Below are 20,995 nucleotides of genomic sequence, written 5' to 3'. Positions count from 1 at the left end.
TTTGCATTTTATCTACAGTTTTTAAATGCAGGAGGTCAGATTTGACAAAAGCGATCAATTCAATTATAATGCAAAAGACGCTCTTGCCAAAGGGAGGAAGTAGAGATGGTAGAAAATTTTAAAAAATACCTGAAAAATAACTTTTCTAACGGTCCGAAGGCAAAAATACTGATAGGAGTTATAATGCTAGCAATTATACTATCAGTGACGTTGGTAAACATGAGAAAGACATTAATAATAAACATAGACGGAAAAGAAGAAACATTTGTCACATATAAGAGGACTGTTAAAGATGTGTTGGATATTCAAGGAGTTACACTTAACTCTAAGGATAAAGTTCAACCAGCTTTAAATAGTAATGTATCTGAAGGTGATACAATATCTATTAAAAGAGCTGTTTCAGTAGAGTTGGTTGTAGGTGAAAATAAGATAAGCCTAGAAACAGCTGAAGATACTATTGGAGACATGCTAGAAGTAGAAAAAGAAGAACTAAAGGAGCAAGGCATTGAGTATACTGATGGAGTAGATGAAATATCTCCTGCATTAGATACCGAGATTGAAGACAACCTACAAATCAATTTAGTTAAAGTTGAAGTAAAAAGTGAATTAGCTAAAGAAGCTATTAACTTTGATGTAGTGTTAGAAGAAGATTCAGATCTTGAAAGTGGTCTTGAAGAAACGAGGCAAGAAGGAGCAGCAGGGGAAAAGGAAGTCGTTTACGAAGTAGTTTATAAAAACGGCGTAGAAGTTTCTAAAACTGTTAAAAGCTCAAAAGTAGTAGCAGAGCCAGTAAATAAAATAGTTGCTCAAGGCACTAGAAGAACTTTTGCCAGCAGAGATGGGCAGTTATTAGATTATAAGAGCGTTTTATACTGTGAATCTACTGCATATAGTGGTGGCGGGGTTACAGCAACAGGAACTGTACCTGTAAGGGATCCAAATGGTATTAGTACTATAGCGGTAGATCCAAGAGTTATCCCACTAGGATCATTAGTTTACGTTGAGGGATATGGTAAAGCAGTAGCATCAGATACTGGTGGAGCTATAAAAGGTAATATCATTGATGTATATGTGAATTCTGAGGAAGAAGCATATAATAGCTGGGGAAGAAAATATAATGTTCCTGTTTATATTTTAGCTTATCCTGGAGAATGGTAAAATGGGAGGATGCTCTAATGAGCATCCTTTTATTTTTTCCTAAATAAAGATACATATTATAAAATTAAGTATAAAATTTTTTTGGAGATTTGACATAATAAATATATAAGGATAAATTATTATTTAGGTATATTTGAGAAAGGAAGTTAATATTTTGATAAGGGAAGTTATTGTAGTTGAGGGAAGAGATGATATAACAGCGGTTAAACAAGCAGTTGATGCTGAGGTTATTGCTGTTGGTGGTTTTGGAATAAATGCTAAAGTCATTGAAAGAATAAAAGAAGCTCAAAAGAGGAAAGGTGTAATAGTATTAACAGATCCAGATTTTGCGGGAGAAAAAATTAGAAGTATTATATCTAAAAGAGTTAAAGGGATTAAACATGCTTACATTGCTCAAGAGGATGGAATCAAGGGAGATGACATAGGAGTTGAAAATGCATCACCAGAGGTTATAATTGAAGCATTAAATAGAGCAAAGGTATCTGAAGAAATAATTGAAGAAATATATAATTCAGAAGATATGTTTTATTTTAAACTTACAGGGGATATTAATTCAAAGAAGAGAAGAATGATGTTAGGTAAGGAGCTTGGAATTGGATATGGAAATGCAAATCAAATGTTAATTAGATTAAATAAATATTCCATAACTAGGGAAGAATTCATTACTGCAATAGAAAAAATAGAGAAAAAACTAGGGGTGAATATTGGTGGAAATTAAAGATGTAAAAACTGCTGAATTAGTTAAGAAATATAATTTTAAATTCTCAAAAAGCTTAGGTCAAAATTTCTTAGTAGATGATTCAGTTCCTAAGGATATAGTATTAGGAGCAGAAGTGGATGAAAATGATTTAGTTATAGAAATCGGTCCTGGAGTTGGAACCTTAACAGCTCAACTTTTAAATAAGGCTAAAAAAGTAGTAGCTATAGAGTTAGATAATGATTTAATTCCTATTTTAACAGAAGAGATTGGAAGTAATCCTAAGTTCACTTTAATACATAATGATGCTTTAAAAGTTAATTTTAATGAAATAATTGGTGAAGAAAAAAGTGTAAAACTAGTAGCTAACCTACCTTATTATGTAACGACTCCAATTATAGTTAAGTTATTAAAAGAAAAATATAAATTTAAATCATTAACTATAATGATTCAAAAAGAAGTTGCAGAAAGAATGGATGCAGAGCCAGGAAATAAAGATTATGGATCACTTTCATTATTAGTACAATATTATTGTAATACAAGGATTATAAGAAAGGTACCACCTCAATGCTTTATTCCAAGACCTAAGGTTGACTCTATAGTAATTAGATTAGATAGATTAGATGAACCTAAGGTTAAAGTTGAGAATGAAAAATTATTTTTTGAAATAATAAGAAGTTCTTTTAATATGAGAAGAAAAACTCTTTGGAATGGAGTTAAAAATATAGGATTACCTAAAGAAGAATTAGAATTAGCTTTTGAAGAGGCTGGTATAGATCCAAAGAGAAGAGGAGAAACATTAACTATAGAAGAATTTGCTATTCTATCTGATAAAATAAATAAATATTTAAAGAAAAACTAATTAATAAACTCGTGAGAATTTTGAATTAAAATACAAAAATCTTACGAGTTTTATTTTTAACATATTTAGATATGGTTAGCATATAATGTATTGAATTAATGTAAAATGGAGGTTTTAAAGGTTTGTCACAATTAAATAAGTTGTATAGAAATTTTATTATTTTACAAGAAGATGAAAGAGGCTATTCTAACTCTAGCGACAAAACCTTATCAGGATATTCAAAGGTAGAAGCGAAAGGGAATGTATGTAAAATTTCCTTCTATGCTCAAAATCTAAGAAATGATGAAGAAGAGTATTGTATCTTAGCTATATGCAACAAAAAAGATACTAAGAAAATCATAAACTTAGGTAAGATACATGTATCTGATGGTGGTAAGGCGGAAGCAACTAAAGAATATCCTTTAGATAATATAGCTGGATTAGGAATATCTTATGATAAAATATCTGGAGCGGCTATAGGAAAGATGAAAAATAGTATTCCAATAATAGTTATGTGTGGTTTCGTTAATGGAGAACAACCAAGCGATAATTGGAAAAATTATAAGGTCGTTAAGTCTGCTCATGATAAAGTTAAGGATAAAATGGGATATGTTAAGAAAGAAGATAAGAAAAAGAAAGATAAACATAGGTCTGAAGAGATAAAAGAGGTAGAATTAGCAGAAGAAGAAATTAATGAAGTAGTAGAAAGAGAAATAGAAGAAAAGGGTAATGAAGAAGAGTCAAGAGTAGAAGAAGAAGTTGATGAAAAAATAGATGATGGAAACTCAGAAAGAGAAATAGAGGTTAACGATGAAGAGATTAGAGGGGATGAATCAGAAGTATTAGATGAATCAGAAGTATTAGATGAATCTGAAGATTTGGAAGAGGTTAATAGAGAAGATATAGAGATTAATGAAGACGAAACTAGAAATGAATATGAAGAAGAAGTAGAAGAAGAAGTAGTTGATGAAAATAATCCATTTATAATTAATGATTATAAAAACAATCCATTTAGCTCTAATATAAATGATAACCTATATGGCGTGGAAGAATTAAACAGAGGATATATAAAAAATAAATTTGATGAATATGAAGAAAAGTTAGAAGAAAAGACAAGCGAATTTAAGATTAGGGGAAGTGTAGGAGAGTATTTTGAAGGATTAGTTAATGGGTTTGAACACTGTAGGAATAAATATGATGAAATAAAATTCTGTAAGTGGTATAAGATACCTGTAAATGACCTACATGAAATGTGTAACATGTCTAATTATAATCGATATGCAGTAGCATATTATCCAATGCTTAACTATTATCCATATATACGAAAGCATAAAAACTTCATGTTAGGGTATAAGTGTGATAAGGATGGAAATTTAAGATATATAGTATATGGAATTCCAGGTATGAAAGATAAAGATGATCAACCTTACGAAGGAAAAACTGGTTTTGTAACTTGGGTTAGTGATGAGTCTAGGGATGGAATGGGATGTTGGTTAATGTTCTATGATTTTAAAAATTCAACTGTTGTTGTACCTATGCAATAATAGGTATGATAATAAAATGTACTTATAAATCCTAATGAGTATATTAAATGAATAAGAAAATCTATACCATCACCTTACTGGTAATCCTTATGTTTTCTATAACCTTAATGAGAAATATATTTATAAAAGATATTAAAGAAGTAGCATTATCTAATAATAATACTGAAAAATTTAATGAACATGTATTGAGAGAGGGAAAGTATAGTTTTTCATTACCAGAAGGATGGGATATAGATAGTGAAAGTGAATTAAATAGTGATATTAACATTAGCTTTAGTAATAAAAATAATATTTATGGAAATATATCTATTGTAGATGGAGATTTAAATAATCTGACTAAAAATATCGCTAAGGACAATGATAATACTAAAGTCACAGATGGAGATTATAAATGGAATGTAATAACTCTAAGCGAGAATAATGAGACTAATAAGTATTATCTTAGAAATTACTCAGATGGGAAGGTTCTTATATTAAAGTTTTCTTACAATAAAGGTAAGGAGAAAAACAGCATTAAAGTTGTTTTTGATTATATAGCAATGAGTTTTAAGTAATTCTTTAATAAGATTTGCTATTAAAGAATTAAAGTATTATAATTTATTTATAATTAGGAGAAGTTATTACTTCTCCTAATTAACTATTAAGAATTGTAGGGATAACCTTTTTTAGAGGGGAAGGATATTATTGAAAAAAACAACAAGGTATTTAATTGCTGTATTATTGATGATATTATCTGTTAATTTAACATCTTGTGGTGTTATAGATAGTATAAAAAATAAGTTTAGAAGTAATAATGAATATTTTGACTACGTAGGAAGTAATCAAGTAGACCAAATAAGTATTCAAAGTGTAAGAGATGAGTCTTTTAAGTTCTTAGTAACTGATGAAAAAGCAATTTTAAATATGTATGAACTTTTAGCAAAGGCAAAGGTTAGTGAAACTAAATCAGATTTACAACCAGATTATAAAGTTGAAATTACTATGGGGAATGAAGTTGAACAATTTAATTATGTTGTAGGTGAATATGAAGGAAACTTTTATAATGATGAAATGAGTTTCACTGTATCTAAAAGACTTGATGAAGGAATTCTTCAAAATCTATCTATAATAAGTAAGCCTAGAGACTTTGAGTACATATACTATGAACCTATTTTAGAGATAATAAACAATTTAAGTAGTACTTTAGGTTATGAAAATAGAAAAGTAGGTGTAGATATTAAAGGAGATGTAGATTGTTTAAAATATATATTTTCTACAGATTTGGAAAGCTTTTTAAAGAAAGCACGAAAAATTACGCCTAATATAGATATAATAGATAATAACGAAAGTGATTTTGATATTATAATAAGGATTAAAAATAGAGGGTATAGTACAACTAAATATAAAAGTAATATAACAGTTGAGGATAAGCAAGAAAAAAATCAATATTACTATTATATAGTTGGGGAAAATGAATATAATGAATGGGATACTAACATTTATACGAAGGATAATCTTCCAAAAGATGTTGAGAGAAACTGGTAGGAGGTGTTTTTTATGTCAAATAGTTCAATGAATCAAAATCAGAAAAAGACTGGAAAAGTTTTAAATTTTGGCCAAAGTGGGAATGGAAAAATAAAACCTAAATATGGTGCAATAAAGAATGTTATAGGTATAATAAGTGGTAAAGGTGGAGTTGGTAAATCTACTGTTACTGGAATATTAGCTAGTACATTAAGGAAAAAAGGATACAAGGTTGGGGTCTTAGATGCAGATATTACAGGACCATCAATGCCTAGGTTTTTTGGTATAAATGATAAGAGAGCCAAAATAGAGCCTATTGATGAAAATAATTTTAAGTATTATCCTGTATTATCAAAAGGAGGGGTTAAGGTTCTTTCAATGAACTTATTAATTCCAAAAGAAGATGATCCAGTAGTATGGAGAGGACCTATAGTAACTAGTGTATTAACTCAATTATTTACTGATACGGTTTGGGAGGATTTAGATTACTTATTAATAGATATGCCACCTGGAACTTCGGATATAACTCTAACTGTTATGCAAAGTTTTCCTATTACTGAACTTATCATAGTATCAACTCCACAAGATATGGTGTCTATGATAGTTAAGAAAGTTATAGCAATGGCTAATAAGATGCCATTACCTATAAGAGGAGTAGTGGAAAATATGTCTTATATCACTTGCCCAGGATGTGATACTAAGATAAAAGTATTTAGTAAAAAATCAGCAGAAGAGCATGCAGAATATTTAGGAATACCACTAATTGGTGAATTGCCTATTAATGTTGATTTAACAGAGGCCTTAGAAGAAGGAAAGGCAGAAGAATATGTAGTTAATAATGATTTATATTCATTAATTTTTGAAGGGCTGTATTAATATAGCACATAAAAATTAATCTTGCGGGAACAATATAATTGAATTAATTATGAAGGGAAGCGAATATTATGGAAGCTCATGTAGATAAAGATATATGTATTGGATGTGGTTTATGTCCATCTATTTGTGAGGTAGTATTTGAAATGGATGATGATGGCAAGGCCATTGCAAAAACCCCTGAAGTTCCTAGCGAGCATGAAGATGAAGCTAAGGATGCAGAAGCAAGTTGCCCAGTAAGTGCAATTAGCGTATCATAATAAAAAAGATGCTTGATTCAAGCATCTTTTTTTATACTTAGGAATTAATATTTAGATTAATCTATAATTTTTAAAAGAAATCAACTATTTTATCTTGAGTAATCTTAGGTTTGTTGCTTGGGTTGCAACTAACATTAGTTGAATCTATATTAATAGTATCTCCTAAATTTAGATATCCTGGTATTTGGCTTAAAGGCATTTTCATTATAGTATCATCTTCTAATGCAACAAACGCTTCAAAAAAATTATAATCAATTATTTTTCCTTTCAAAATAACACCACCTATAAGTTGTTAATGTTATTCTGCTCATAAATTAAAATTTTAATACAAATAATGATTATTTATATAAATCTCTATAAATAATTTTAAAAACCTTTAGAGATTCTTCTATTTTAGGCTTTAGGAGATTTTTCCTAGATTCATACTCCTTAATGCCTTTAGGAGTTAGAGAATAGACTTTTTGAAACTTTTTCTTAGGATCATCCCATTCACCAAATATATACTCATCTTTTTCAAGTTTCTTTAATAATGGATATATTCCTCCGGTGCTTGGTAACCAAAGCCCAGCTGTCTTTTCACCTATTTTATTGGCAATATCATTACCGTTTGAAGGACTAATACTAAGTATATGGAGAACATATATGGGCAATAAACCTTTAGTGAAAACTTGCCCCACAGATTCCTTTTCTTTTTGAATCTTTTTTAGTTCAGCAAGTTTTTCTTTATATTCCTGATGAAGTCTTTTCTCTTCTTCTTTTATATCTTCTATACTACTTAAGTGAAGGTTTAAGTCATCCATACTAATCTACCTTTTGAATTGCAAGACCAAGTAAACCAGGACCTCCATGAACTCCTAAAGCAGGGCTTATTTGAGAAATATCAAGGCTTACTATATTAGTTAATCCTTTTAGAGATTCTAAAAATCTTTTAGCTTCATCTAAAGCACCACCGTGAAGAACCCAAACCTTACAAGGACTTTTAGAAAGGGATTCTTCTAAAAGATCAGTAAGTCTAAGAATAGATTGCTTTCTACCTCTAGCCTTACAAACTGTATAGTAAATTCCATCATCATCAACAGTAACAATTGGTTTTAAGTTTAGCATTTCTCCTATTGTTCCAGCAATCTTGCCAATTCTTCCACCTTTTTTTAGGTATTCTAAAGTATTAACAGTAAAATATCCTGTGATATTTCCCCTTATATTTGGTAAATTATCTACTATATATTCAAAGCTTTTACCTGCTTCAATTAGTTTTGCTACTTCAAAAGCTACTATTCCTTCAGGCATAGCTAAAATCTTTGTATCAAAAACATGAGATAGTAACTTAGGATGATCCTCTAATGCTAATCTTATAGAGTTAAATGTACCAGATAAGCCACTAGAAATAGTAACAGCAATAACATGAGTATATCCTTCGTTTTCTAATGAACATAATATTTCTTCTAAATCTTCTGCACTAGGAAGAGAAGTCTTTGGAATTTCTTTTTCTAAATTGCTATAAATTTCATCTGCAGATATATCTAACATATCTTTATATTCTCCATGAGAATAAGATATTCTAAGTGGAAGTAGTTTTATATTGTTTTCTCTTATTGTTTCAAGAGATAGGTCACATGCGCTATCAACTAATAATGCTATTTTTTGCATAAAATCCTCCTAATAAACATTCCATAATTATAAATTAATTATATCATAACTAAAAACTATATCAATAGTGATAATATTAAATCTTATCACTATTGATATAGTTTTAAATAATATAAGAAAAGAATTGTCAAATTTAAATAATAATAAAAAGGACGTAATTATAAATTTATAATAGTTTATAATGTAAATACTAGAAAATACTAGATTTTTCTAAATTGAAAAGAATAATTTAAAGTAATATAATGAATACTAATGTTATACAATATATAGTATTTGGGAGGTTGATTATATGCTATATGTAGTGAAAAGGGATGGAAGAGAAGTTCCTTTTGATTCAGTTAAAATAGCAAATGCAATTAAAAAATCTGGAGAGGAAATTGGGGAAAAACTAAGAGAAAGTGAAGTATTAAGAGTAGTGCAAAAAGCTACAAGCTATATTGAGGAAGAAAAGAAAAGTAAAATAACTGTTGAGGAAATTCAAAATATAGTAGAAAAATCTTTAATTCATGAAGGATATAAAAATGTTAAAGTTGTTTATTCTAATTATAGAAGAGAAAGAACTAAAGTTAGAGAAATAAAATCAGATTTGATGAAAGCTATTGAAAAAATAGGGGTAGAAACTGATAGGGATAATGCAAATGTAGGAAATAATTTCAGCTCAAAGCTATTAAGAATAGCATCAGAGTCCAACAAGTGGCACAACTTAGCCATTATGCCTAAAAGATTAGCAAGAGCTCATGAAATTGGAGATTTATATTTTCATGATTTAGATAGTTATAATTTAACTATAAATTGTCTTCATATACCAACAAGAGAGATGCTTGAAAAAGGGTTTAATACAGGTTATGGAACTATTAAATGCCCAAAAAGAATAGAAACAGCTGCTGAGCTTTCATGCATATTACTTCAATCATCGCAAAACGATATGTTTGGCGGACAATCACATCCAGATTTTGATAATGATTTATCTATATTTGTTGAGCCTACTAGGCAAGAAATAATAGATGAACTTGAGGAGTTAGGTGTTGATAATGATAAAATTGAAGTTTTAGCTGAAAAAAGATTAAAAAAAAGAGTACATCAGGCTATGCAAGGCATTGTATATAATTTAAATACAATGCATTCAAGAGCTGGTTCTCAGGTACCATTTAGTTCAATTAATTTAGGAATACCTAATTCTGATGATGCTGCATTAATTTGTGAAATATTTTTAAAAGAATATGAAAAGGGATTAGGAAAAGGAGAGCAGCCTATTTTTCCTAACATAATATTTAGAGTTAAAGAGGGAATAAATAGAGAGCCAGAAGATAAATATTATTATTTGTATAAATTAGCTTGTGAAGTTGCAGCCAAAAGAATGAATCCTACATTTATGAATATAGATGCAGATTTTAATAAGGAATATTATGATAAAGGATATATGCCAGCAACTATGGGATGTAGAACTTATTTAATGAAAAATATTAATGGTGAACCTGGATGTAAAGGTAGGGGGAATATTGCTCCTGTAACAATTAATTTACCTAGAATCGGAATGCAAGCTAAAGGTGATTTAGAAGAGTTTTTTAACATATTAGATACAAGACTGGAACTGGCAAAAGAAGCTTTGTTAAATAGATATGATGTTTTAAAGAAGCTAAGAGTTAAAGATTTACCTTTTGTAGCTGGTCAAGGATTAATAAAAGGGTCTGAAGGTTTATCAGAAGAAGATTCTATTGAGCCAATATTAAAGCAAGGTACATGGGGAATAGGATTTATAGGACTTGCAGAAACATTAGTATCTTTAGTAGGACATCATCATGGTGAAAATAAAGAGTCAAGAGAGTTAGGAATTAAAATAATTAGTTACATTAGAAAATTTGTAGACAGAATAACTGAGGAAACTAAATTAAATTGGAGTTGTTATGCTACTCCAGCAGAGGGGTTATCCGGTAAATTTATAAAACAAGATAAGAAAATTTTTGGAATAATCAAAGGTATTACAGATAAAGATTACTATACAAATAGCTTTCATATACCTGTAAATTATCCTATATCAATAAAAGATAAAATAGATATTGAAGCACCTTATCACAAACTTTGTAATGCAGGACATATTAGTTATATAGAGGTAGATGATAGACCTTCTGGAGAAATTATAATGGATATATTGAATTATGCATATAAGAGTACCAATATAAGCTATTTAGGAGTTAATTTTCATATAAGATATTGTAAAAATTGTGGAGGGTTCTTAGATAGTAGTGAAAGAAAGTGTAATAAATGTGGAAGCGAAGATATTCAAGGAGTATCTAGAGTAACTGGATATTTAAGTTTAGATGAAAGGTTTGGCCCTGGAAAATATGAAGAAAGGGCAGATAGAATTTCTCATTCTGGAAATAAAAAAAATTATAGTGTAATTTAATGTATTAATATAAAAGGCAAGATGATCTAATTTTAAAGATAAGCTTGCCTTATTACTTTTTTTAGATGCAAGAAATTATATTTTCATTGCAGAAATTTGTAAAAAAACCACCTATAAAATTATTTTACAAAGGAAAAGTGAAATAATTTTATAAAAACTTGCAATTTTCATATAAGTCAAAGGCGATTTTGCTTGTTTGAATTAACTATATATGGTAAAATTATTATTAATAATTTTTGGAAATTATGTATTTTTTAGTTGGGGTAATTTATTTAGTAGTAATTAATAAATAATTTAAAGGGGGAAGTTTATGTCAGTAAAGAATGTGAAAGATGGCAAAGAAATTTTTATTGTAGATACTACATTAAGAGATGGAGAACAAACAGCTGGCGTTGTTTTTGCTAATGAAGAAAAGATAGCAATAGCTAGTATGTTAAGTGACCTTGGAGTAGATCAACTTGAAGTAGGAATTCCTACTATGGGTGGAGATGAAAAAGAAGCCATAAAAAGAATTGCAAAGAGAAATTTAAAATCTAGTATTATGGCTTGGAATAGAGCTGTAATAAAAGATATTGAAGAATCAATAGATTGTGGAGTAGATGCTGTGGCAATTTCTATATCAGTTTCTGATATTCATATACAACACAAACTTAGAACATCCAGAGAATGGGTATTAGAAAATATGGTTAAATCGGTAGAATTTGCGAAGAAAAATGGATTATACGTTTCAGTAAATGGTGAAGATGCTTCAAGAGCGGATAGGGAGTTTTTAATTGAATTTATTGAAACTGCTAAACAAGCTGGTGCTGATAGATTTAGATATTGTGATACTGTTGGAATAATGGAACCATTTAAAATTTGTGATAATATAAAATATCTTTACTCAAAGACTAATTTTGATATAGAAATGCATACTCATAATGACTTTGGTATGGCAACAGCAAATGCTATAGCAGGTATTATAGGGGGAGCTTCTCATGTTGGGGTTACAGTTAACGGACTTGGGGAAAGAGCTGGTAATGCTGCTTTGGAGGAAGTTTTAATGGGACTAATGTTTGTATATAACTATGAGGGAAATATGGATACAACTATGTTTAGGGAAGTTTCTGAATATGTATCAAGAGCATCAGGGAGAATACTTCCAGCTTGGAAGGCAATAGTTGGGGATAATATGTTTGCACATGAATCGGGTATTCATGCAGATGGAGCTATAAAAAATCCAAAGAATTATGAAGCTTTTGATCCTGATATTGTTGGACTTGAAAGACAAATAGTTATAGGAAAGCATTCTGGAAAAGCTGGAATTATAAATAAGTTTAAGGAGTATGGAGTAGATTTAGACGATATTTCAGCTCAAGGAGTTCTTCAAATGGTGAGAGCAACTTCTGTAAGACTTAAGAGAAGTTTATTTGATAAGGAATTAGTTCAAATATATAAGGAGTACTTAAGAATAAAAGAAAAAAATATTAATTAACTTAAAGGAGGCAATAAATAATGGGGGACAATTTAGTTTATAAGATCCTAAAAAGTCATTTAGTTGAAGGGAAAATTAAAATAGGTAAGGAAATAGGAATCAAAATAGATAGAACTTTAACTCAAGATTCAACGGGTACTATGGCATATTTACAATTAGAGGCTATGGGAATAGATAAGGTTAAGACTAAAAAATCAGTAGCATTTATTGATCATAATATGTTACAGCAAGGCTTTGAAAATGCTGATGATCATAAGTTTATACAAACTGTAGCATCAAAATATGGAGTCTATTTCTCTAAGCCTGGTAATGGAATTTGTCACCAGGTATTCTTAGAAAGATTTTCAGTTCCTGGAGATACTCTTATAGGATCAGATAGTCACACTCCAACTTCAGGAGGTGTTGGTATGCTTGCTATGGGGGCAGGTGGACTTGATGTTGCATTAGCAATGGGGGGAGGAGCCTATTATATAACTACTCCAAAGGTTTGTAAAATTAATTTAATTGGTAAATTACAACCCATGGTAGCAGCAAAAGATATTATTCTTGAAGTTTTAAGAAGATTAACAGTTAAGGGTGGTGTTTCAAGGGTATTTGAGTATTCAGGAGAAGGTGTTAAGACTCTTTCAGTTCCACAAAGAGCCACAATTACTAATATGGGAGCAGAGCTTGGCGCAACTACATCAATATTTCCAAGTGATGAAAAAACATTAGAATATTTTAAGGCTCAAGGAAGAGAGAAAGATTGGATAGAATTTAAACCTGATGAAGATGCAGTTTATGATGAAGAAATAACTATTGATTTAAATGACCTTAGACCTTTAGCAGCTAAACCGCATAGTCCAGATAATGTTGAAGAAGTAGTAAGTATAGGTAAAATAAAAGTTGATCAAGTTGCTATAGGAAGTTGTACAAACTCTTCTTATGAAGATTTAATGAAGGTTGCAAAAATATTAAAAGGAAATAAGGTTCATAAGGATGTTAGTTTAGTAATAGCACCTGGATCTAGACAAGTTATGGAGATGATTGCAAGAAATGGAGCCTTAGGCGATATTATTAGTGCAGGAGCAAGAATATTAGAAAATTCTTGTGGACCATGCATTGGGATGGGTCAGGCTCCTGGAACAGATGGTATATCTTTAAGAACATTTAATAGAAATTTTTATGGAAGAAGTGGTACATTAACAGCTAAGGTCTATTTAGTAAGTCCAGAGACAGCAGCTGTTTCAGCTATAAATGGAGTATTAACAGATCCAAGAGAATGTGATGTAGATATAAATATAGAAATGCCAGAAAGATTCTTAATAGATGATTCTATGATAATAACTCCAGCTGAAAATGGAAAAGATGTAGAAGTTCTTAGAGGACCTAATATAAAACCATTCCCAGTGAATAAACCATTGGGGGAAGATTTATCTGGAAAAGTGTTAATAAAAGTTGAGGATAATATTACTACTGACCATATTATGCCTTCAAATTCTAAATTATTGCCATTTAGATCTAATATACCGTATTTAGCTGAATATTGCTTTAACACAGTTGATGAAGACTTCCCTAAACGTGCAAAAGAAAATAATGGTGGTATAATAGTAGCAGGGAATAATTATGGACAAGGTTCTAGTAGAGAGCATGCAGCTCTTGTTCCCTTATATTTAGGTGTTAAAGCTGTAATAGCCAAGTCTTTTGCAAGAATTCATAAAGCGAATCTTATTAATAATGGTATAATACCAATGGAATTTGAAGCAGAGGTAGATTATGATAATGTGGGGCTTTTAGATGAGCTTGTAATAACTGATATTAAGTCTGCTTTAGTTAATGGTAAGACTATAATTAAGAATGTTACTAAAGGAAGCTTATTTAACGTATATATTAATTTGACAGAAAAAGAAATTGAAGTTATTAAGACTGGCGGAAGGCTTAATTATGTTAAGATAAAAGGGTAAATTTTATATAAACAGCATACAAAGCAATATTGTTCTGTATGCTGTTTTTATTTTATTAATTGGTATATAATTGAAACTGAACAATATTATAAGGAGGAATTATGAAGAAAAGAGTATTTATTTTATTATTTGTTTTTGCTTTGTTTTTGGTAGGATTATTTTATATTCCAAAAATGAAAACATTATCAAATAAGATGAGTGAAGAAAATTCCATAGAAAGTGTTGGGGAAATAATTAGTGAAGCAGAAGAAGAAAAAGATAGTATAAATACAATAGAAATAGCTGCTACTGGAGATATACTAATACATAAGGAAATACTAGAAACTCAATATGACTCAGAAAGCGATAGCTATGACTTTAAAAATACCCTTCAATATGTAAAAGAATATCTAAGCAATGCTGACTTAACTATATCAAACTTAGAAGGGACTTTATCTGGCATAGAAAATTACGGATTTTCAGGATATCCAAGCTTTAATGCTCCAGATGAATTGGCAGATGCAATGAAGTGGGCAGGAATAGATGTAGTTAATAATATGAATAATCATTCATTAGATAGGGATATTAGAGGGTTTCACAGAACTAGAGAAGTTTTACAAAATAGTGGATTTGACATAATAGGAACTAGGTCAAGTGAAGATAATGATAGATATATAATAAAAGATGTTAAAGGGATAAAAGTTGGAATAATATCTTATAGTTATACTATGACAGCTGAAGGAGGAGTCAGGGGATTAAATGGGATCCCTATATCAAGTGAAATTTATCCATTAATGAATACATTTAGAGAAGATTCTTTAGAAGAGGATTTTCAGAATATGAAGGAAGAAATAAATAAAATGAAGTCTAATGGAGCTGAGGTTATAATATTTTATATGCATTGGGGAGATGAATATGAATTAGAGCCAAATGAAACTCAAATAGAAATAGCTCAATTTTTAGCAAATAACGGAGTGGATGTTATTTTTGCAACTCATCCTCATTCATTACAACCAATAGATGTTATTAAGTCGGATGATGGACTTCATGAAACCTCAGTTATTTATTCTATGGGAAACTTTTTATCTAGTCAAAGAACTGAGAGGATAGAAAATCCTTATACAGAAGATGGAGTTATAGTTTTTGTTAAAATAAATAAAAATGAAGATACTGGAGAAATAAAAGTAGAATATCCAACATATATACCAACTTGGGTAAATTGGTATGGTAAGGACAATAAGTTATTTTATGAGGTTGTACCAGCAACTATAAATGATGCTTCATATTTAATTGATTCAAGAAAAAGCAGGGTGGTAGAGTCTTTTAATAGGAGTAAAGGTATAATTGAAGCATATAGTGATAAAATAAAAATAAAAGATTAAATTATATCAAAGGGGATGTAATCATTGAAGAATACTATTAGACTATCAGGAATTGCTTATGAAAGCTTAGTAAATGGTCCGGGTATTAGACGAGTATTCTTTTCTCAAGGATGCAATCACAATTGTAAAGGGTGTTTTAATCCAGAAACACATGACTTTTCAGGGGGAGAAGAGAAAGATATTAAAGAACTTATAGACGATGTATATAAAAATCCAATGATTAAGGGTATTACATTTAGTGGTGGAGATCCATTTGAAAGGGCAGAAGAGTTTTCATATATGGCAAGAGCTTTTAAAGAAAAAAATTTAAACATCTGGAGTTATACAGGATATAAATTTGAGTATATACTTAATAATTTAGATAATAGAAAAGGATGGAAAGCTTTAATTAATAATTTAGATGTATTAGTTGATGGAAAATTTGAACAAGATAAAGCTGTTGAAGGGTTAAGGTTTAGAGGTTCAACTAATCAAAGAATTATAGACGTGAAAGAGAGTCTTAGAACTGGTAATATAGTTACTTTAAATTATTAAACTTGCTTTATTTAATTTAAAATATTATAATTATCAAAAAAAAGAACATTATAGTATTCGTATATGCTTGAAAATATGGTTCAAGTGTTTCTACTAGGAAACCGTAAATATCCTAACTACGAAAAAAAATATTGCCATAAAAATTTCTTGGCTTTATTACTGAAGATATAAAGAGGACAGGCTTCTAGAATACTATATTATTAAGTAGTAAAGGGGAAAAATACATGGAATTATTAAAAGAAATGATAATGAACAAAGGAAAAGTAAGAGAGGGAAATATATTAAAAGTTGATTCTTTCTTAAACCACCAAATGGATATAAAGTTTTTAAATGAAGTTGGTAAAGAATTCAAAAAGAGGTTTGAAGGAGAAAAAATAGATAAGATACTAACAATAGAGGCTTCAGGTATTGGAATAGCTGCTATTGTTTCTCAATATTTTGATTATGTACCAGTTCTATTTGCTAAAAAGACAGAAAGTTTAAATTTAGATAAAGAAGTATATGAATCAGAAGTTCATTCTTTTACTAAAAATAAGACATATAAAGTTAGAGTTGGAAAACAATTTTTAAATGAAGGCGAAAACATATTAATAATAGATGATTTTTTAGCTAAAGGATGTGCAACTAAAGGGCTAATTGATTTAGTAACTCAAGCGAAATCAAACTTAGTTGGAATTGGAATAGTAATAGAAAAAGGTTTCCAAGAAGGTAGAAGTGTGCTTGAAGAAATGGGTGTTAGAGTTGAGTCTTTAGCAATTATAGAAAAGTTTGAAGACGGAAAAGTTGTAATAAAGTAAGTTTTTTTATAAAAAATTAAGAATTAAAAATTTAGTTTGGAATTCAGCATATAGCTGAATTCCTTTTTATTATTTATTTAGATAATAGTCCATAACGTTTCTTACTTTAGGGATAGTAACGTGGCTACCTCCTCTTCCTTTCACATCTTCAATTATCATAGCAATTGATATTTTAGATGAATCAGGATCTACAGAAACAAACCATCCATTCTCAGTTCCATTAGTGTCATCTTGAGATTCTTTTATCTCAGCAGAACCGGATTTACCAGCAACTCTGTGTCCTGGAACAGCTCCATCTGCAAGGGTTGCTCCTGAATCATTAATTAATGCTGTAAATGTATCTACTAAAGTTTTTAAGTTATCTTTTGAAATTAATCCTTCTTTCCAAACTTTTGATTCAGAATTTTGACTTATAACTAATCTAGGCTGCATAATATTACCTTCATTTGCTAAAGTGCTATAAAATAAAGCCATATGAAGTGGAGTAACCATGATTTCACCTTGTCCATATCCTGTATCTGCAAGAAGTATATCTCTACTTAATTCTCCATCATTTGATATTTGAGTTGTTTCCATTGGATACTCAAATGTTAATTCTTCACCTACGCCAAAGTTCTTAAGTCCATTAATAAATTTTTCACTTCCAAGTTCTAAGGCTACTTGGGCATAATAAATATTATCTGAGTAATTGGCAGCATCTTTTAAGTTTACTGATTTTCCTGGGTCTATTACCCTTGTTATTTTGTAATCACCCCAAGAACTATCTTCTTGCCAAGTTAAACCTTCTATATCTTTTTCTTCATTAGGATCTATAACACCATTTTCTAAACCAATAACTGATGTTAAAAATTTCATAGTAGAGCCAGGTGAATAAGTTTTATTAAATCTGTTTATTTCATCTGTATGGTCATTTTCTTCCCATTTAGCTTCTTGTGTTTTACTTATATAGGTAGTAAATGTGTTTGAGTCATAGGAAGGAGCACTTACCATTGCAAGGACTTCGCCAGTTTTAGGGTCAACAGCAGTAGCAGCCCCCTTTTCTCCAGTCATTTCACTATAAATTTTATTTTGTAAATCAGTATCTATAGATAATTTAATATCATTTCCATCCTTTACTTCTGTGCTAGCAATAGTTATCCTATCCATGCCACGTTCTATATAAATTTCAGCAGCATCATTGCCTCTTAAGGTATCTTCATAAACTTGTTCTAATCCTGCTTTCCCAATAAGGCTTGTATCACTATATCCTTTTTCAATATTTGACTCTAGTTCTTCTGCAGTAATACTTCCAATATATCCAATTAATCTTCCAAAGGATTCTCCACCATAATAAACTCTACCAACTTTTTCATTTAAAAGAATTCCCTCTTCATCCCTATTTTTAAGAGTAGATAGTTTTGAGTCATTTGGTAATACATCTACTAAAGGAATAAAATGTTCAGGATTAGTATTTGCATTTAGCTTAGAAGTAATATTATCTTCACTTATATCCAATGCATTTGCAATTTCAGTAATTTTAGCTTCTACATTTGATTTATTAAAGTTTGATGGGTAAATACCTACTGTAACTAAGGTTCCATCTTCTGCAAGGACAGTACCATTTCTATCAAGTATACTGCCTCTTTTAGCTTGTGTAGTAGAAACTCTTACTTTATCGTCTTTAACCATATTAGGGAATATTAAACTTTCATTCCATTTTATCTTGTAATCTTTATCTTCTTTAACTAAAGTTAATTTATAGTCAGTAAGACTAAGATCACCAGTTAAAGTATTCATAGTTAATTTAAATGGAATAGTAATTATTCCATCTTCTTTTATTTTTTCACCATCAATTTCAAAAGTTAAATTATTAGCATTTATGGCAGAAAAAATATTAGTGTATCTTGAAATAAAATCATCTTCTGATATATATTCTTTAGATTCATTAGTTAACATTTCATACATAGATGAATAATCAGCTGTAGCCCATTTTTCAGTAAAGTTGTTATAAGCCTGTTCAGCTTTACTTAATCCTGTACAACTGGTAGATATTAGCATGTATGCTATGAGAAACGTAGATAATACAGTTAATTTTAAATATGTTTTTAATTTCATGAATTTATCTATCTCCTTAAAATATAATTTATATTCTAAATTATACCATTAAAGTGATAGCTCTACATAATAAAAAAGGAAAGGTTATCTTGAATTTTTGTAAAATAAAAAAGCGCCGAAGCGCTTTATAAATAAATGGGGGATGGGACCTGTATAAACAGGTTTTGTATCTACATTAGTAGTATTGACCATATATAAATTTTTATACAATAAAAATTAAAAAAATTTAAATAATAATGATTATCCATTGAATAGATTTCCTAATAGTGGTATTATGAGTAAAAGAAAGTTAAAACGAGGTGATTAAATGAGTATAAATTATAGAAATTTAACTTGTTCAACAGCGGATGCTTTAGTTATATATTTATTAGAAGGTAATTTACAAGTATCAAATGAAGAGTTAAATAAAAATATAAAATTTGCAGAAGCAAAAGAATTATTCAATGGAAAGAATGGAGAAGTTTATACTTTCACAAGACAACTTAATGATACTATTCAAACAGTAATTTTAGTTGGTTTAGGAAAGGAAGAAAATTTAAATCTAGATAAGGTTAGAGAAGCAACAGGAAAGGGAATTAAGAAACTTAAGTCTTTAGGACTTACAAACATATTCTTAAGAGTGCCTCATACTGAAACTATAAAACTTGAAGAATTGATAAAAGCTATGGCAACTTCAGCAAAATTATCAAGTTATACATTTAATAAATATAAAACTGATGTTAAAGAAGAAAGTGAATTAAATGTTTCAATTTCTAGATGTGGAATAAAAGAAGCTACTAAGGAAATAGAAGATGCAATTAACGAAGGTGTTGAAGTAGCTAATGGAATAATAATTGCGAGAAATTTAGTTAATGAACCATCAAATGTTATTTATCCTGAAACTTTAGCAGAAGAAGCAGTTAAGGTTGGTAAAGAGAGTGGATTTGAAGTAGAAGTTAATGGAGTGGATAAAATAAAAGCTTTAAAGATGGAAGCTTTCTATAATGTAGCAAAGGGATCTGCAAAGGAACCTAAACTTATAGTTATGAGATATTTTGGAGATAAGGATAATAAAGAAAATGTTCTTGGATTAGTAGGTAAGGGTTTAACTTACGATTCAGGTGGATATTCAATAAAGCCAACTAGTGGCATGGTAGATATGAAATCAGATATGGGTGGAGCAGCTTCAGTTATAGGTGCAATGTCTATAATTGCTAAGAGAAAATTAAAGCTTAATGTAATTGCAGTTGTAGCATCTTGTGAAAACTTAATTTCTGGTGAAGCTTATAAGCCGGGTGAAGTAATCGGATCTATGGCTGGAAAGACTATAGAAGTTGTTAATACAGATGCTGAAGGTAGATTAACTTTAGTAGATGCTGTTCATTATATTATTACTGAAGAAAAGGTTAATGAAGTTATAGATTTAGCAACATTAACAGGAGCAGCTTTAGTTGCATTAGGAGAAACTACTACAGCAGTAGTTACAAATAATGATGAATTCTATAATGAATTAAAATTAGCTTCAGAATATACTGGAGATAAAATGTGGCAACTACCTGCTTTTGATGATTATAAAGAATTAATTAAATCTGATATAGCAGACTTAAAGAATAGTGGAGGAAGATTTGCAGGAACAATAACTGCAGGATTATTCATAGAAGCATTTGTTCAAGATAAACCATGGTTACACTTAGATATAGCTGGAACAGCTTGGACTTCAAGTAATAGCGACTTAGGGGTTAAAGGTGGTACTGGAGCTCCAGTTCATACATTATATGAATTAGCTAAGAGAAGAAGTAAATAAAACTAATGAAGAAGCTCAGTATACGCTGAGCTTCTTTTAAATTATAATATATAAGAAGTTAATGGATAAGAGGAGATTATTA

19 protein-coding genes and 1 riboswitch are annotated in these 20,995 nt (G+C 29.7%); of the genes, 15 read left to right on the top strand and 4 right to left on the bottom strand.

What is annotated here, in order from left to right:
* Positions 1 to 105 precede the first annotated feature (105 nt).
* From ACQPVP_RS11340 to ACQPVP_RS11305, 8 genes are all read left to right on the top strand, one after another.
* A complete protein-coding gene (locus tag ACQPVP_RS11340) occupies positions 106 to 1,158 on the top strand; it encodes a 3D domain-containing protein (protein ID WP_430850009.1) in 1,053 nt (350 codons plus the stop codon).
* Between the two features lie 154 nt (positions 1,159 to 1,312).
* A complete protein-coding gene (rnmV, locus tag ACQPVP_RS11335; protein ID WP_430850007.1) occupies positions 1,313 to 1,876 on the top strand; it encodes a ribonuclease M5 in 564 nt (187 codons plus the stop codon).
* On the top strand, positions 1,866 to 2,717 hold the full coding sequence (gene rsmA, locus ACQPVP_RS11330; RefSeq protein WP_430850005.1) for a 16S rRNA (adenine(1518)-N(6)/adenine(1519)-N(6))-dimethyltransferase RsmA: 852 nt from the start codon (positions 1,866 to 1,868) through the stop codon (positions 2,715 to 2,717). The genes rnmV and rsmA overlap by 11 nt, the downstream gene beginning before the upstream one ends.
* 122 nt (positions 2,718 to 2,839) lie before the next feature.
* A complete protein-coding gene (locus tag ACQPVP_RS11325; RefSeq protein ID WP_430850003.1) occupies positions 2,840 to 4,240 on the top strand; it encodes a hypothetical protein in 1,401 nt (466 codons plus the stop codon).
* A gap of 47 nt (positions 4,241 to 4,287) precedes the next feature.
* The gene (locus ACQPVP_RS11320; RefSeq protein ID WP_430850001.1) at positions 4,288 to 4,794 is read left to right on the top strand and encodes a hypothetical protein; all 507 of its coding nucleotides are present in this window, start codon (positions 4,288 to 4,290) and stop codon (positions 4,792 to 4,794) included.
* Between the two features lie 130 nt (positions 4,795 to 4,924).
* On the top strand, positions 4,925 to 5,764 hold the full coding sequence (locus ACQPVP_RS11315; protein ID WP_430849999.1) for a hypothetical protein: 840 nt from the start codon (positions 4,925 to 4,927) through the stop codon (positions 5,762 to 5,764).
* 27 nt (positions 5,765 to 5,791) lie between these two features.
* Positions 5,792 to 6,619 (top strand): Mrp/NBP35 family ATP-binding protein, encoded by an 828-nt coding sequence (locus ACQPVP_RS11310; protein ID WP_430850084.1) that lies wholly within the window; start codon positions 5,792 to 5,794, stop codon positions 6,617 to 6,619.
* 68 nt (positions 6,620 to 6,687) lie between these two features.
* Positions 6,688 to 6,876: a ferredoxin gene (locus ACQPVP_RS11305; RefSeq protein ID WP_430849997.1), complete on the top strand. Its 189-nt coding sequence runs from the start codon at positions 6,688 to 6,690 to the stop codon at positions 6,874 to 6,876.
* A 70-nt stretch (positions 6,877 to 6,946) separates the two neighbouring features.
* On the opposite strand, the gene ACQPVP_RS11300 is transcribed toward ACQPVP_RS11305, so the two are convergent.
* From ACQPVP_RS11300 to ACQPVP_RS11290, 3 genes are all read right to left on the bottom strand, one after another.
* Entirely contained in the window at positions 6,947 to 7,147 is a 201-nt protein-coding gene (locus ACQPVP_RS11300) for a hypothetical protein (RefSeq protein WP_430849995.1), read from the bottom strand.
* Positions 7,148 to 7,214: 67 nt separating this feature from the next.
* Positions 7,215 to 7,676 carry a PadR family transcriptional regulator gene (locus ACQPVP_RS11295; RefSeq protein WP_430849993.1) on the bottom strand — a complete coding sequence of 154 codons (462 nt, stop codon included), beginning with the start codon at positions 7,674 to 7,676 and terminating at the stop codon, positions 7,215 to 7,217.
* 1 nt (position 7,677) lies between these two features.
* Complete coding sequence (locus ACQPVP_RS11290; protein ID WP_430849991.1) at positions 7,678 to 8,523, bottom strand: DegV family protein; 846 nt, start codon at positions 8,521 to 8,523, stop codon at positions 7,678 to 7,680.
* 289 nt (positions 8,524 to 8,812) lie between these two features.
* Between ACQPVP_RS11290 and ACQPVP_RS11285 the strand changes: the two genes are divergently transcribed.
* The 6 genes from ACQPVP_RS11285 to ACQPVP_RS11260 all read left to right on the top strand — a co-directional run bounded on the left by ACQPVP_RS11285 (position 8,813) and on the right by ACQPVP_RS11260 (position 17,036).
* On the top strand, positions 8,813 to 10,927 hold the full coding sequence (locus tag ACQPVP_RS11285; protein WP_430849989.1) for an anaerobic ribonucleoside triphosphate reductase: 2,115 nt from the start codon (positions 8,813 to 8,815) through the stop codon (positions 10,925 to 10,927).
* 310 nt (positions 10,928 to 11,237) lie between these two features.
* Positions 11,238 to 12,401 carry a homocitrate synthase gene (gene nifV, locus ACQPVP_RS11280; RefSeq protein ID WP_430849987.1) on the top strand — a complete coding sequence of 388 codons (1,164 nt, stop codon included), beginning with the start codon at positions 11,238 to 11,240 and terminating at the stop codon, positions 12,399 to 12,401.
* A gap of 20 nt (positions 12,402 to 12,421) precedes the next feature.
* Positions 12,422 to 14,344: an aconitate hydratase gene (locus ACQPVP_RS11275; RefSeq protein ID WP_430849985.1), complete on the top strand. Its 1,923-nt coding sequence runs from the start codon at positions 12,422 to 12,424 to the stop codon at positions 14,342 to 14,344.
* Positions 14,345 to 14,445: 101 nt separating this feature from the next.
* Positions 14,446 to 15,705 carry a CapA family protein gene (locus ACQPVP_RS11270; RefSeq protein WP_430849983.1) on the top strand — a complete coding sequence of 420 codons (1,260 nt, stop codon included), beginning with the start codon at positions 14,446 to 14,448 and terminating at the stop codon, positions 15,703 to 15,705.
* 24 nt (positions 15,706 to 15,729) lie between these two features.
* On the top strand, positions 15,730 to 16,239 hold the full coding sequence (nrdG, locus tag ACQPVP_RS11265) for an anaerobic ribonucleoside-triphosphate reductase activating protein (protein WP_430849981.1): 510 nt from the start codon (positions 15,730 to 15,732) through the stop codon (positions 16,237 to 16,239).
* A gap of 37 nt (positions 16,240 to 16,276) precedes the next feature.
* A riboswitch (purine riboswitch) is annotated at positions 16,277 to 16,378 on the top strand.
* A gap of 85 nt (positions 16,379 to 16,463) precedes the next feature.
* Entirely contained in the window at positions 16,464 to 17,036 is a 573-nt protein-coding gene (locus tag ACQPVP_RS11260; protein ID WP_430849979.1) for a xanthine phosphoribosyltransferase, read from the top strand.
* Positions 17,037 to 17,105: 69 nt separating this feature from the next.
* On the opposite strand, the gene ACQPVP_RS11255 is transcribed toward ACQPVP_RS11260, so the two are convergent.
* Positions 17,106 to 19,130 (bottom strand): penicillin-binding transpeptidase domain-containing protein, encoded by a 2,025-nt coding sequence (locus ACQPVP_RS11255; protein WP_430849977.1) that lies wholly within the window; start codon positions 19,128 to 19,130, stop codon positions 17,106 to 17,108.
* A gap of 307 nt (positions 19,131 to 19,437) precedes the next feature.
* Between ACQPVP_RS11255 and ACQPVP_RS11250 the strand changes: the two genes are divergently transcribed.
* Positions 19,438 to 20,913, top strand: coding sequence for a leucyl aminopeptidase (locus ACQPVP_RS11250; RefSeq protein ID WP_430849975.1), 1,476 nt, complete (start codon positions 19,438 to 19,440; stop codon positions 20,911 to 20,913).
* Positions 20,914 to 20,995 lie beyond the last annotated feature (82 nt).

Origin of the sequence: Clostridium nigeriense (assembly GCF_050585265.1) — a bacterium.
Classification (GTDB): Bacteria; Bacillota; Clostridia; order Clostridiales; family Clostridiaceae; genus Clostridium; species Clostridium nigeriense_B.
Note: the sequence above shows the minus strand (reverse complement) of the source record. Positions and strands in the feature narration are given on the sequence as shown.